Source organism: Burkholderia sp. HAN2018 (assembly GCF_024704855.1).
Classification (GTDB): domain Bacteria; phylum Pseudomonadota; class Gammaproteobacteria; order Burkholderiales; family Burkholderiaceae; genus Burkholderia; species Burkholderia cepacia.
Genome location: NZ_QOBB01000002.1, coordinates 44,257 through 58,464 on the forward strand (window position 1 = coordinate 44,257; position 14,208 = coordinate 58,464).

Annotated in this window: 10 protein-coding genes and 2 pseudogenes; 8 read left to right on the plus strand and 4 right to left on the minus strand. The window is 65.7% G+C overall.

All coding sequences use genetic code 11. The features are described from left to right. The first annotated feature begins 22 nt into the window (after positions 1-22). Both DPV74_RS00770 and DPV74_RS00775 read left to right on the plus strand, forming a co-directional pair. Entirely contained in the window at positions 23-952 is a 930-nt protein-coding gene (locus DPV74_RS00770) for a homocysteine S-methyltransferase family protein (RefSeq protein WP_027790137.1), read from the plus strand. Further along, on the plus strand, positions 949-1,386 hold the full coding sequence (locus tag DPV74_RS00775; RefSeq protein ID WP_021157543.1) for an Lrp/AsnC family transcriptional regulator: 438 nt from the start codon (positions 949-951) through the stop codon (positions 1,384-1,386). Before DPV74_RS00770 ends, DPV74_RS00775 begins: the two co-directional genes overlap by 4 nt. 132 nt (positions 1,387-1,518) lie before the next feature. Here DPV74_RS00775 and DPV74_RS00780 read toward each other — a convergent pair whose 3' ends face one another. Next, positions 1,519-2,460 carry a LysR substrate-binding domain-containing protein gene (locus DPV74_RS00780; RefSeq protein WP_119336332.1) on the minus strand — a complete coding sequence of 314 codons (942 nt, stop codon included), beginning with the start codon at positions 2,458-2,460 and terminating at the stop codon, positions 1,519-1,521. A gap of 82 nt (positions 2,461-2,542) precedes the next feature. Between DPV74_RS00780 and DPV74_RS00785 the strand changes: the two genes are divergently transcribed. Both DPV74_RS00785 and DPV74_RS00790 read left to right on the plus strand, forming a co-directional pair. After that, positions 2,543-2,941, plus strand: coding sequence for a nuclear transport factor 2 family protein (locus tag DPV74_RS00785; protein ID WP_027790134.1), 399 nt, complete (start codon positions 2,543-2,545; stop codon positions 2,939-2,941). Between the two features lie 28 nt (positions 2,942-2,969). Then, positions 2,970-3,176, plus strand: a pseudogene (locus DPV74_RS00790) (aromatic alcohol reductase); the annotation flags it as partial. A gap of 180 nt (positions 3,177-3,356) precedes the next feature. On the opposite strand, the gene DPV74_RS00795 reads toward DPV74_RS00790, so the two are convergent. Further along, positions 3,357-4,007, minus strand: a complete 651-nt coding sequence (locus tag DPV74_RS00795; protein ID WP_162922916.1) for an alpha-ketoglutarate-dependent dioxygenase AlkB — start codon at positions 4,005-4,007, stop codon at positions 3,357-3,359. Between the two features lie 68 nt (positions 4,008-4,075). Beyond that, positions 4,076-5,587, minus strand: coding sequence for a DNA-3-methyladenine glycosylase 2 family protein (locus tag DPV74_RS00800; RefSeq protein ID WP_119336334.1), 1,512 nt, complete (start codon positions 5,585-5,587; stop codon positions 4,076-4,078). A 1,078-nt stretch (positions 5,588-6,665) separates the two neighbouring features. Here DPV74_RS00800 and DPV74_RS00805 point away from each other — a divergent pair. The 4 genes and pseudogenes from DPV74_RS00805 to ansP all read left to right on the plus strand — a co-directional run bounded on the left by DPV74_RS00805 (position 6,666) and on the right by ansP (position 12,650). Then, positions 6,666-7,667 (plus strand): FHA domain-containing protein, encoded by a 1,002-nt coding sequence (locus tag DPV74_RS00805; protein WP_119336335.1) that lies wholly within the window; start codon positions 6,666-6,668, stop codon positions 7,665-7,667. A 29-nt stretch (positions 7,668-7,696) separates the two neighbouring features. After that, positions 7,697-10,444, plus strand: a complete 2,748-nt coding sequence (locus DPV74_RS00810; RefSeq protein WP_257942885.1) for a TOMM system kinase/cyclase fusion protein — start codon at positions 7,697-7,699, stop codon at positions 10,442-10,444. 64 nt (positions 10,445-10,508) lie between these two features. Further along, positions 10,509-10,813, plus strand: a pseudogene (locus DPV74_RS00815) (YcaO-like family protein); the annotation flags it as partial. Positions 10,814-11,159: 346 nt separating this feature from the next. Further along, complete coding sequence (gene ansP / locus DPV74_RS00820) at positions 11,160-12,650, plus strand: L-asparagine permease (RefSeq protein WP_027790119.1); 1,491 nt, start codon at positions 11,160-11,162, stop codon at positions 12,648-12,650. Between the two features lie 300 nt (positions 12,651-12,950). On the opposite strand, the gene DPV74_RS00825 is transcribed toward ansP, so the two are convergent. After that, complete coding sequence (locus tag DPV74_RS00825; RefSeq protein WP_119336336.1) at positions 12,951-14,042, minus strand: porin; 1,092 nt, start codon at positions 14,040-14,042, stop codon at positions 12,951-12,953. Positions 14,043-14,208: the final 166 nt, after the last annotated feature.

Below are 14,208 nucleotides of genomic sequence, written 5' to 3' on the forward strand. Positions count from 1 at the left end.
TTGCAACGACGGAGCACGGACTATGCATGACATCACAGTACTCGACGGCGGCATGGGGCGCGAACTGGCGCGGATGGGGGCGCCGTTCAGGCAGCCGGAGTGGTCGGCACTCGCGCTGATGGAAGCGCCGCATTACGTCGGCCTTGCGCACGACGCATTCGTCGCGGCGGGTGCCGACGTGATCACCGCAAACAGCTATGCGGTCGTGCCGTTCCATATCGGCGAGGAGCGGTTCCGTCGCGACGGAGTCGCGCTCGCGGCCCTTGCCGGGCAACTCGCGCGGCAAGCGGCGGACCGCGCAGGGCGGCCCGTGCGCGTCGCAGGATCGCTTCCGCCGACGGGCGGTTCCTACCGCCCCGACCTGTTCGACGCGGCGCGCGCCGATGCCATCTTGGCGACGCTCGTCGATGGGCTCGATCCCTACGTCGACCTGTGGCTGGCCGAGACGCAGAGCCTGACCGACGAGATCGGCGCGGTCCGGCGAGCGCTGGGTGAGAATCCGAAGCCGCTCTGGGTCTCGTTCACGCTGCGCGATGACGTCGAAGCAGACGCCACGCCGGTATTGCGATCGGGGCAGACGCTCGGCGAAGCGATCGACGCCGCCGTGTCCGCGCGCGCGACCGCGCTGCTGTTCAATTGCAGCCAGCCGGAGGCGATGGGTGCGGCGATCGAGACGGTGCAGCGCGGGCTTGCGCGAACGGGAACGTCGCTCGTGATCGGCGCCTATGCGAACGCGTTTCCGCCTCAGCGCGCCGATGCGCGTGCGAACGAGGAACTCCACGGTTTGCGCGGCGACATCGATCCGCCCGGCTATGCAAGATGGGCGGAGCAGTGGCTTGCGCTGGGCGCGCGGATCGTCGGCGGATGCTGCGGCATCGGCCCCGGCCACATCGCGGCATTGCGCGACGCGGTCGATGCACGCGGTGCCCGGCACACAGGGCTCGGCGAATGAAGATCGACGGCCTGGACCAGAAGATAATCGACGCGTTGTGTGCCGATGCGCGGATTCCGCTCGCGGTGCTGGCCGACAGGATCGGTTTGTCCAGGCAAGCGGTCCGGAACCGGATCGACCGGCTCGAAGCACTGAACATCATTGCAGGCTATACGGTGCGGCTCGCATTGCCCGATGAGGTCGTGCCGGTGCGCGCCGTGATGCTGGTTTACCGCAAGGACCGGATGCGCGGTGCGGACGTGCTTGCCGCACTCGAGCGGATCGCCGAGGTGCGCGATTGCGCGGTGCTCAGCGGCGAGGTCGATTTGCTCGTACAGATAGAGGCCGCCACACACGAGCGCATCAGCGACATCTGGGCGACGATCAGTGCGATGGACGGTGTGCAGAACATGACGACCAGCTTCGTGCTCGATTCGGTTGTCCACAAGCGTTGACCAAACTGGCGCGACGGGAAAGGAGCAGGTGGGGTAGCTTGCCGATCATGACCCGATCCTGTCATTCGCCTGTACTTCGGCTGCAACATCCGACTGTCGGCCCTGCCCGGGTATCGGACTCTCGCCTATCGATCAGTCTTCTCGCGCAAGCCGCAGCAAGATGTCGGCGAGGGCTCGTATTTTCGGTTGTGCCGCACGTTGGGACGGATATACGAGGAAGTAGGAAAGGCCGTCCTGAACCACGTCCTCAAACGGCGTCACCAGCGATCCGGCACGGAGCCGGTCTCGTGCCATTCGTGGGTCGCCGATTGCAATTCCGTGTCCATCCATCGATGCCGCGAGCGTCAATTCGAGGGTATCGAATACAAGTCCACGTTCCGCATCGATCTGGAGTGCCCCAACATGATCGAGCCAGCATCTCCACTCCGCGTGGCTGGGCCCGGGATGGAGCAAATCGACATGCGCAAGGTCGGCAACGGATCGCAGTGATGTTGCCAATGCGGGCGCGCACATCGGCGTGAGCGTCTCGGAAAACAGCGGTACCGCTTCCATACCGGTCCACTGTCCCGTGCCTCGCACAATGATGGCATCGACGTCGGACGTAGTGAAATCCGGCGTATCGTCCGCGGATGTCGAAATACGAAGCTCCGTCCCGCTCATGGCGCGATGAATGTCCGGCAGCCGCGGGAGCAACCAGCGAATGGCGAACGTGGACGGCAACTTCAAGGTGAGAATTGAAGTCGTCCGCGCATGGAAGTCTGCGTGCTGAACCAATTGCGTGAGCACGTTGACCGCGACCGTCAGCAGTCCATTTCCTTCTGCTGTCAACGTCAGACCCGATACGTGGCGCACAAAGAGTGCGCATCGATAATGCGTTTCCAACTGCTGTATCTGGCGGCTCACCGCGCCTTGCGTACGGCATAGATGAGCCGCCGCCTTGCTGACGCTGCCAAGCTGCGCCGCGGCGACGAATGACTGAATCGCTGCCAACGGTGGGAGGGGCCGCGTCAGGTCAGCCAGCGGATATGCATGCGCTGCATACCCGGATTGCACATTTTTCGATTGTTCGGTCATCGGTGCGTCGCTATCGTGCGTCTACCGGATGCCCTGTTCTTGCGAATGAACGGGGTTGTCAACGAATGATCGGAGGATAATTTTGGACTCAACGTCGGGATCACTATATACGGAACAGGTTCGCGCGTACCTTCGGGAACTGGAGCGAGGCGATGTCGGTGCCATCTGCGCGCTATTTACGCCGGACGCGCAGATTTTCTCGCCATTTCTCGGCTGGATGCATCCTGAGGCCTTTTTTTCGAAGGTCGCTGCCGCGTCGGGAGAAAGCAAGATTACACCGATCGATATCTGCGTCAGCGCGAGTGGGGCTCGACGTGCGACAGGTTACTTCATCTACGACTGGGGCCTGAAAGACGGATCGGCGGTGCGCTTCGAGTGCGTCGACGTGTTCGAGTTCGACATCGCGGGGCTCATCGAACGGATGATCATCGTCTACGACACCCATCCGATTCGTAGTACGGTCGGCGACAAGTACGCGTAGCGGAATCGATGTCGCTCAATACCGAAGGCTGGTTTACGGGGAGGTAGCCGACAAGCTGCAAGCGGGTCTCGGCCGGCCGTTCAGCCGTTCGGTGTGGAGCGAGCGGTATTTGCTGGATGAGCTGGCGCGCGACCCGAACGATCTGATGCGCAAGTATCGTGCGGCTTTTGCTCAACGGCGAGGGGGCGCATGGGACGAGAGTGGGACGGTCAATCGACGCCACGCCATCATTGTCTTGACACGCCGTGGATTCATCAACCGCAGTGCGAGGCTTTGCCCTGAACGACGGGGTCAACTCGACACCAATGCGCAGCGGTCAGTCGGCATCCACGCGCACTCGACCCGGATGAATATCCATGCGGATTGTCTTCGTGTCGAGAGGCGTCATGCCGTCAGACCTCGGCAGCTTCGCGTGCTAATCCCTCACGCCCTGCGCCGAGCTCATGAAGTTGACGCTGATCCGCGTGCCCTCGATTTCCGGTTCCTTGGGCACGCAGTGCACCCAGTCTTGCTGCGCGCGCCCTCCCATCACCACCAAGTCTCCGGAAGACGGTTTGAAGGTCATGGAGCGGCCGCCCTTGATCGGCTTGATCAGGAACCGGCGTATCGTGCCGAGCGTCAGGACGGGGACGATGCAGTCGAGCTTCCGGCACGAGCCGTGGTCGCGATGCCAGCCTGTACTGTCTTGCCCGTTGCGATAGAGGTTCATCCACAGGCCGTCGTATTCCACGCCGTAGTGACGCGACAGCGCGCGGACGGCCTGCAGCAGGCGCGCGTCGGGCACATCGGCGACATGCTTGTAGACCGCCGTCATGCGCGGCTCGCGAAACACCTGGTTGAACATGCGCCGATCGTGCTCCAGCCACGGAACGCTGTTGCGCAACTGCTCATAGAGCTGCGACGCCCCTGAAATCCATCCGGGCACGATTTCGATCCAGGAATGAGCGTCGAGATCGAAACGCCTTGCCGATCGAAAGGACTCGTCTATCGAGAATTCGGCGTCGCTGCTTCCGAACAAATCGCTCTGTGCAGGTACCGTGCTCGGGATCCGTGTGATTGAATTCATCGTGCAAGTTGATCGCTTCCGGGGGTGACGAGTCACGCGGCCGGGAAAGATGTCGATATGAGTCGTAGTCAGGCCGAAGCACCGTGATTCATCGCATGCCACGCACGCAGCACCGAATAGCCGCGCCAGGGCCGCCATTGCTCGGCGGCTTGTGCCGCGGCACGGGCGCTACCTACACCCAGGGCTTTTTGCAACGCGACGTCGCCGGCGGGAAAGGCGTCGGGCCAACGCAGCGCGCGCATGGCGATGTACTGCGCCGTCCAGTCGCCGATGCCGGGCAGCGCGCACAATTCGGCGCAAGTCGCAGCGACGTCTACGCCGGGGTGCAAAGCGATGCGCCCGTCCAGCACCGCGTGCGCCAGCGCATGCAGCGCGGTCTGGCGTTGCCGCGTGATGCCCAGGCGGCCGAGCTCATCGCCGGTGGCGGCCGCCAGGGCAGCAGGCGTGGGAAAGAGACGATCCAGACCCGCGACAGGCGTTTCGATCGGATCGCCGAAGGCCGCAACCAGTCGCGCGCCCAGTGTGCGTGCAGCGGCCACGGTGACCTGCTGGCCCAGCACGGCGCGCACCGCCAGCTCGAAGCCGTCCAGTGTGCCCGGCACGCGCAAGCCTTCGCCCAACGGGAACGCGGCGTGCAGAGCCGCGTGGATGGCGATCGGGTCGGCGTCCAGATCGAACGCGGCGCGCACACGGTTGATCAGCGCCGGCAGGGCGGCGGCCAATGAATCGCTGATCGTCAGCACGGCCTGCGCGCGATCTTCGTCGAAGCGAGCGCGCAACCAGCCGCTACGCGCCTGCGTCCCTTGCACAAGCCGCAGCGTTCGCGTGTATTCCAGGCCCGCGACCTGCTCGACGCCGGGCAACGCGCGCAGGCGCAAAAAGCCCACCATTGCCTGTACGTCATAGGGAGGTCGCCAGCCCAGTCGCACGGTCACGCCTTGTCCATCGGACGCGGATCTGGCCCGGCGCAAGGCGCTGGGATTCAGGCCGTAGTGGCGCGAGAAGGCATCGTTGAAGCGTCGGACGCTGGAAAAGCCGCTGGACGCCGCGACTTGGCTCATCGGCAATCGGGTGTCGGCAATCAACTGCTTGGCCGCCAACAGCCGGCGTGTTTGAAGGTACTGAAGCGGCGACACGCCAAAGTGTGCGTCGAAAATGCGGCGCAAATGGCGGTCGGTCACACCCAGCCGTTGCGCAATGCGCGGCATCAAGCCGCCGCTCGACTGTCCGAAGGTCGGGCGCGCGGAGGTCATGTGCCGCCATGCGTCGGGTTCATCCATCAACCTTGCGGCCTGCAGGGCCAGGATGCGCGAAGCGTCCTCCGTGCTCCAGGATGCCGCGCGCGGGGCCAATTCGGGGCGGCAACGCAAGCAGGGCCTGAAACCGGCCGCTTCTGCCTCTGCCGCGTGACGGTAGAAGCGGAGGTTCTCGCGACGCGGTGTCTTCACGCGACACACCGGACGACAGTAGATGCCGGTGCTGGTGACGGCCGCGAAAAAGGAGCCGTCGAAGCGCGCGTCGTGCGCCTTCAGCGCAAGGTAGCAGGCGTCGCTGTCGGGGGTGTCGATGGGGGTAGGCATGGGTGACATCGTATATCCCGCGCGCCCACGACGTGCGCCATTTTCGGACATGTGGTCTGTCGGCTTTGCGCCGCCAAACACCGGGCATCTCGAGCATCCGGGACGGCAGAAAATGATTGCGCGGTTCGGCCCCGCCAACCTCACGGAACGCGGTATGCGCTTGACTTCAAGGTGATCGGGAACCTGGATCGGGCGTGAGACAGTGCCGTGCGCTCACAAAACGGACCGGCCCTCACGACGGCGCATTCTCGTTCCCTCGCAAGAATCGGAGTTGCCGCGCGACCTCTCCCCGGCAAGGTGTTGCTACGCGCAGGCCAGATGATCAAGCCGTGAGTGGCATGGGCCATAGCGGCCCCATTTCTTTGCGAGCCTGCCGCTTGCGGCGGTGGTTGTTGCCGATGGGTTCCATCGGCCTCCTGGCGGAGCGAGCACGGCGATCGGATCGTCGACGCCTTGCCTGCGTCCAGCCGTTGCCGGCAATCGATCGTGACGCGCGGCGTGCCGGTACCCGCTTGCCCGCCGACACCCCCCGAAACATCAGATGCGACACCTTAATCCCACAGTAACTCTTGCAATGCAATTCGCCAAAACATCGAGGATAATTATTTAAATAGCCGAAACTATTTAATTTATTTCCTTTTAATCAAACAAAACATCCGCGCCGGCAAAGGTATTTAAGTTCGCCTCGTCATTCAATGTGGCTGCGTCCGTTTCAAGTAAGCCTGTCGGGGCTCTGGGGCGATTCGCATTTACGACCCTTTATATGCGATATAAAAATCGGTCGAAAATGTAAAGCATTGCAATATCAAGGAGAGAGTTGAGTGTTTCGATTGCGATGCGTGATTTTATTTGGCAGGATTTTCATCAGGTTGCTCGATTTCAAGGCAACAATACAGCCGGCCATTCAATTAGTCGAAACAACACGTGCCGGATGAGCAACGATCCGAAAGGAAGCTGACGAAGAAACGGATAACGAGGCGGCGAACGGGCGACATCGTTCGCGTTCATTGAAGCAATCGTTTGCCTGGGCGTCGATGCGTCATTCGAGCGACCCGGGCGGATTCGATACGGGGCAGCCATGGCGATACTCATGAACGATTCTTCCGGGGAAGCGTGCCTGCTCCGCGCGTATCACGTGTTCGGCCGGGATGCCGCGCGTTGCGATACGGTCATCCGGGATGCGTCGGTGTCCCGTGTTCACGCCCATATCCGCTGGGTGGGCGGGCTGTGGGAACTCCACGATCACAGCAGCAACGGCACGTCGCTGTCCGGCGTGCCGTTACGCCACGGCGATCACGCGGTACTGCGGCCGGGTGACATGATCCGGTTCGGCAGGGCCGGCATCGCGCCGTGGCGCGTCGATGCGCTCGACGATCCGGCCGATACGCTGTGGCCGATACGAGGCGCTGCGCATCCGATCGTGCTCGCGCCGCGCCAGATCCTGGCCGCACGCGCCGCGCAGCCGGTCACGATCGTCCGGTCGCCGGCCGGCGAATGGCTGTGCGACGACACGTTGCCGCCGCGCGCGCTCCATGACGGCGACGAAGTATCGACCGGCGACGCCACGTGGCGCCTGGCACTCGCGCGCAATGGTTCGACGATGAGGCTCGCCGCCCCCGCCGATCCGGCCGTGCCGGCACAACTGCTCGAATTCCTCGTCAGCCGGGACGAAGAGCATGTGCGCATGCTGCTGCATGTTCGCGGCGGCGTGGTCGACCTCGGCGAGCGCGCGCATCACTACAGTCTCGTCACGCTTGCCCGCGCGCGCTCGGCCGACATGCAGGCCGGCTACGACGCCGCCACGCAAGGCTGGATCGAACTCGACCGGCTGGCGCGCATGCTCGGCATCGATACGTCCCACGTCAACGTGCAGATTCACCGCGCCCGGAGCCAGTTCGCGGCCCTGCCGGGGCTGGGCGCGAGCCAGCTCGTCGAGCGTCGGCGCGGCAGCGTCAGGTTCGGCGATTTCCCGTTCCGCGTCATGCGCGGCGCGCATCTCGAATGCCAGTCGGTGCCGCCCGCTCAGCCGCGTATCGGCGTGCATCGTCAGGCGCCGGCCCCGGTAGTCCATTGCTCATGAACTCGAGAGAACCGGTCTCGGCGCCGGCCGTGCCCCTCGCGCCATTTGCGGAACTGGCCGGCAAGCGGCGTTACCGGCTCGGTTCGTTGCTCGGCGAAGGCGGCAATGGCGTGGTGTTTCGCGCGACCTGCTGCGAAACGGGACAAGCCGTCGCGATCAAGCTGATGCGGGATCACGCCGCGCGGACCGCGACGGAGCGCGCGCGCCAGCGGGCGCGCTTCCAGCGCGAGACGAGCCTGTGCGAGGCGCTGCGGCACCCGAACATCGTGGCCTTGCTGGACAAGGGGGAAGCGCCCGACGGCCGGCTGTTCGCCGTATTCGAGCTGGTGCAGGGCCCGACCTTGCGCGACCGGCTCGCGGCACAGGGGCCGCTGTCGGCCGTCGACACGGGCCGGCTGATGGCGGAGGTGCTCGACGCGCTCGCGGCCGCGCATCGCCGGGGCATCGTGCATCGGGACCTGAAGCCGCAGAACATCGTGATCGCGATGGCCGATGATGGGCCGCACGCGAAGCTCCTCGATTTCGGCATCGGCGCGTTGCTGCCCGGAGCGGAGGACATCGGGCGCCAGACCCTGACGCTGGCGACCGAGGTGCTTGGCTCGGCGTCCTATTGCGCGCCCGAGCAATTGCGCAACGAGCCGCCGACGCCAGGAAGCGACCTGTATGCGTGGGGCCTGGTCGTGATCGAATGCCTGACGGGCGAGGTCGTCATGCGCGGCGCGAGCGTGGCCGACATTCTCTATCAGCAGCTCAGCCCGGCGAATGTCGCGTTCCCTCCGCCGATCGCATCGCATCCGCTCGGCGCGGTATTGCGGCGCGCGCTGAGCAAGAATCCGGAGCAGCGCGCCGCGTCGGCCGACGAACTCGCGGAAGCGTTCCGCACGCTCAACTTCGCGGCGCTCGTCGGCCGTTTCGATGCCGGCCGCGCAAGCGGGCCGACGCATCCGCGCCCGTTCGCGCCGTACGGCGAGCCGATCGCAACGGCGGGCGGGTACCGTCAGATCACCACGTTGTGCTGTTGTGTGACGATCACCGGAGAAGGCCGGCGACGCCACGCCGGGGTCGATCACGACGCCTTGCTCGACGGCTACGAGGAGCAATGGCAGACGAAGTGCGCGGATATCGCCGTCGGTTACGGCGCGCAGGTCGACGCACGGCTCGGCGATACGCTGCTGTTCCATTTCGGCCTGCAAGGCGACATCGATTGGCCGGCGCGCCGCGCGGCGCGCGCGGCACTCGACATGGTGCGGGTGGCCGGGCGCGCACGGCTGCCGGTGCCTGCGGCGGCCGGCGGCGAAGCCGGTGGTGCAAGCTGGCGCGTCGAAGCGGCCGCCGCGATTCACGTCGGGCAGGTTCTCGCCCATGCGTCGCATATGTCGGGCGTATCGACGCCTGCCGCGGCTGCGCGGCTGCTGCGGCTTGCCGGGCCCGGACAGATTCTGATCAGTGACGATGCGCGGCTGGCGCTCGAACGGCATGCGGACTGTCGGCCGACCCCGTTGCGGCTCGCGCGGGCGGGCCTCGTGCCGCAGCCGGTTCACGAACTGCTCGGCGAGCGGCGCGCCGATACGCCGTTCGATTCGCTCGACGCCGGCATGCGGGCACCGATGGTCGGCCGCGCGCGCGAACTCGACGTGCTCCTGCGCGCGTGGCAGGAGACGCTCGCACGACATCGTCGCGTGATGCGCGGCGAGCCTGCGCCGCACGGTGTGCTGCGGCTGGTCGTCGGCGACGCGGGGCTCGGTAAATCGCGCCTCGTCCACGAGTTGTGCGAGGCCGTCCGGGGCGAGGGTTCTGCCTGCGCGTATTGCGGGTGCCTGCCCGAGCGGGAGAATCACGCACTGTTTCCGATCCTGCGATTCATCGCCGCGCATTGGCATATCGACGCCGACGACCCGGCGGGTCTCGCGCTCGCGGCGATCGACACCATGATCGCGCCGCTCGAATGCGATCACGCGGCGGCCCGTGTTGCACTCGCGACCTGGCTGGGGGTGCCCTGCGAAGGGACGAGGGTCCCATGGTCGAGTGCGCGCGAACGACACGCATTGTTCGACGTTCTCGAGCAGCTGATCGTGTCGCTCGGCAATGGCGCGCCGGTGTTGTTCCTCGTCGAGGATGTCCAGTGGATCGACCGCTCGACCGAGGATTTTCTTGCGTACCTGCGGCGTTCGCCGCGCGCGGCGGCGCTCGGCATCGTGCTCACGTCGCGCCCCGACCAGCTCGCGCGCTGGCGCGGCGCGACCGAACGCCTGGTGTTGCGCCGCCTGCCGCGCGACGACGCGCAGCGCCTGATGTCGGCATGCCTGGGCCCGGGCGAGCTCGATTCGCTCTGGCTCGACCCGCTCGTCCGGCGCACGGCGGGCATTCCGCTGTTCATCGAGGCCGTCGCGCGCGAGCTGACGATGGGCGGCGCGGACGGCACGCTCGCCGGGCTGCTGACGACGGATCCCCGTCCGCTTCCGCTCAGTCTCGGCGGGATGCTCGGTCGAGCGTTCGACCGGATCGACGACGCGCGCGACACCGCGCAGCTCGCCGCGACGATCGGGCTCGAGGTGGATGCGCAACTGCTCGTCGCGGCTTCGCCGCATGATCGCGCGACGCTCGACGCGCACCTGCAGTTGCTGCTCGAGGAACGGGTCCTGTACGCGCAACATCGGCGCGATCGCGTGGTCTATTCGTTCCGCCATGCGTTGATTCGCGATGCGGCCTATGAGTCGATGCCGCCCGACCTGCGGCGCGGCAACCAGGCACGCGTCGGCCGCGCGCGGGTGGCGTAAGCCGGTCGCGGCGCCGGTGCGCATGCGTCCGGCGTCGCGGAGCACTTCGCGCGCGCGGATGTTCGGGTGGCGTTTGCGGGCGCTCGACATCACCACCGATCTCGAGGTGCCGACGGTGGCCGCGCCGGCGGAAAATCCGCAGGACGGGCGCTTTTCGATCGGCTTCGGCTCCCGTCCGGATGGCCGAATCGCGGTGCAGCGCGCGCTGACCGAAATCAATCAGTTGTTCGATGTCGAGGCGGAGGGGCGCTGTGTCATCTCTGGCCGCGTTTTGGTGCACGACGGCTTTACCCGGTGCCGGTGGATCTTGGGTGGTGCGCCCGGCCACGCAGCGAAGCCGAGTTGAATCCGGCACTGCTGTTTCCGTGACTTGACCGGTCGTCCGCCAGCGGAGCCGGGTTCCGGGCGCGACGTCGGTCGAGGCGTAGTTTCATCTCGTGCTCCCGCTTTCGTCTTTCGAAATCCTGACGTATTTCAAAATGCTTTCCATCCATGTCGCATGCGCGATTCGATGCCGGGACAGTCGAAATTTGCATAGCGTTTGTGAACGGAATTACGGCTGCATACGTTCGCGGTTGACGGTGCCGCGCGCCATGTCCGGCGCGCAGCGGCCTCGATGCGCGGCGTGATGGCGCGTCGCGCGGCCGCGGGCGCCGACGGGCCCGGATCGCGGTACGGTCCGAACGAGATCACGCAAGCACACGAGGATGCAGTCATGGCATCGATTCCCGAACCCGCGCCGACCGGCGACACCAGCAAACGGAACTGGCTCGAATCCCACGAGGCCGGCTATCACAAGACCCTCGGCAATCGACAGGTGCAGATGATCGCGATCGGCGGCGCCATCGGTACCGGCCTGTTCCTCGGCGCGGGCGCGCGCCTGCAGGCTGCCGGGCCGTCGCTCGCGATCGTTTATCTGGTATGCGGCGTGTTTTCCTTCCTGATCCTGCGCGCGCTCGGCGAGCTCGTGATGCATCGCCCGAGCAGCGGCAGCTTCGTGTCGTATGCGCGCGAATTCCTGGGCGAGAAAGCGTCGTTCGTCGCCGGATGGATGTATTTCCTGAACTGGGCGATGACCGGCATCGTCGACATCACCGCGGTCGCGCTCTACATGCATTACTGGGCGCCGTTTTCGGGCGTGCCGCAGTGGATCTTCGCGCTCGCCGCGCTGTGCATCGTCGCGACGATGAACCTGATCGGCGTGAAGTGGTTCGCCGAGATGGAATTCTGGTTTGCGTTGATCAAGGTCGCCGCGATCGTGCTGTTTCTCGTGATCGGCAGCGTGATCCTCGGCACCGGTGGGCACGTCGCAGGCCACGACACGGGCATGCACCTGATCACCGACAACGGCGGGTTCTTCCCGCACGGGCTGATGCCGGCGCTGGTGCTGGTGCAAGGCGTGGTGTTCGCGTTCGCGGGCGTCGAACTGGTCGGCACCGCCGCCGGCGAATGCAAGGACGCGCGCAAGGTGCTGCCGCGCGCGATCAACAACGTGATCTGGCGCATCGCGATCTTCTACGTCGCGTCGGTCGTCCTGCTGGTCTGCCTGCTGCCGTGGAGCGCGTACAAGGCGGGCCAGAGCCCGTTCGTCACGTTTTTCGGCGCGCTCGGCGTGCCGGGCATCGGCTCGGTGATGAACCTGGTGGTCTTGACCGCGGCACTGTCGAGTCTCAACTCGGGACTGTATTCGACCGGGCGCGTGCTGCGTTCGCTCGCAATGGGCGGCTCGGCCCCGGCGTTCCTCGGGAGGATGAGCGGGCAATCCGTGCCGTACGCGGGCATTCTCGTGACGGTCGCGATCTACGTGGTCGGCGTGCTGCTCAACTACCTGGTGCCGTCGAGCGTGTTCGAGATCGTGCTGAACATCGCGTCGCTCGGCATCATCAGTACGTGGGCATTCATCGTCGTGTGCCAGATGAAGTTCCGCGCGGCGGTCGCGCGCGGCGAGGTGGACGACGTGTCGTTCAGGATGCCCGGCGCGCCCGTGACGTCATGGCTGACGCTGCTGTTCCTGCTCGGCGTGCTGGTCCTGATGGCATTCGACTATCCGAACGGCACGTGGACGATCGCGTCGATCCCGCTCGTCGCGCTGCTGCTCGTGGCCGGCTGGAAGTGGCTGAGCGGCCGCGCGCACCGCGCGTCGCTCAAGCCGACGATTCCGTCGGTCGCGCTCACGCAGAACGTGCTCGAGAAGGACGGCGACTGACGGGATGCGCGATGAGGGGCGGGCGCCGGCTCGATTGCGGCGCGCCCGCTCAAATTTGCTTGCAGCCGGTAGGCCCGGATCCGGTTCTGCGGCGTATGGTCGGTTGCGGCGCGTTTGCCTCGATACGTTCGATGCGCTTGCCGGCCGGTCGGGCGACAGGCCGGGGGCGCGGCCGTGATGCGCGCGACGGTTTCTACGTGAAGCCGACCCTCGTCGTACCGAAGTCGTTGCAGCCGAGCGTGTGCCGCAACGAAAGCTTCGGGCCGGCTACGCGGGTTGCGCGGCCGACCGCCGCGCGTGTCAGAACCGCGTACTGAATCCGACCCGCGCGATCGACTGCAGTGCGCCGCTCGACGCACCGTTCGCGTCCATCACGCCGTTGATCTGCGCGTTGCTGCCGTGGTTCGCGCGCTGATGCACGCCCGCCACGTACACCATCGTGCGCTTCGACAGCCAGTACTGGACGGCCGCCAGGAGCTGGTGCGCGTGCGCATTGTCGAGTGTGTCGTTGCCTTTCATGTAGGTGTAGCTCGCGCCGACCACCCACGCGGGCGACGGATGCCACGACGCGCCGGCTTCCGCCGACCACGCGCCCGCGCCGTTCGCCGAGTTCCGTACGGTCGTCACGAGCGCCTTCCCCGTGACCGTGCCGAGTGTGTAGTGCACCCCTGCGCCCCAGTTGCGCACGCTGGTCGGCGGGAGCCCCGCCGACGCGCCGTATTTCTGGTTCGTATAGGCCGCGCCCGCGCCGAACGGGCCGTTGTCGTAGCTCGCGCCGACGCTGACCGTGTTGTTCGCACCGACCGACCCCGCGACGTTCCCGAAACCGTACAGCGCGCCGAAGGTCAGGCCCGACAGCGACGGGCTCGTGTACTTGACGGAATTCGCGACGCGATTGCTGCCCGCGACGCGATCCCAGTCGAACGCGCCGGTCGGGTTGTTCGGCAAGGCGAGCTTGTCGAACGGCCCGTTGCGAAAGCCGTACAGGCCGACGAGATCCTGCGCGATCTCGTTGCCGCCGGCGGCGAGCGCATCGACCATGAACTCGTACTGGTTGCCGAGCGTGAGCTTGCCGTAGCGGTCGTTCTCCAGCCCGACATAGGCCTGCCGAGCGAACAGCCCGCCGCCGATGATCGAGCCGTTGCCGAGCGAATACTGGTTCACGAGCCGGAAGATCGCGCGCGTGCCCGCGCCGAGATCCTCCTTGCCTTCGAAACCGAGCAGGTTCGGAAAGAAGATGTTGTCGTCGAACTTCGCGCTGCCGTGGCCGCCTTCGTTGCTGACGTAGCTGATGCCGGCATCCATCAGGCCGAACATCGTCACGCTGCTCTGCGCGAACGACACGGCGGGAAGGGCGCATGCCGCGAGCGCCAGAAGGGTCTTTTTCGTCATCTCCAATGTGCTCCTCACATGTTTCCGGTCAGGCCGGATATTTTTAATTGGACTACTGATTGATATGAATAAAACCCGAGCCGGGCGATTCCCGGTTCGGTGGCAACCGGAGCGAACCGGTGTGCGGCTGGCATCGGCCGGCATCGGCTGGAACCGCGTGCCCGCC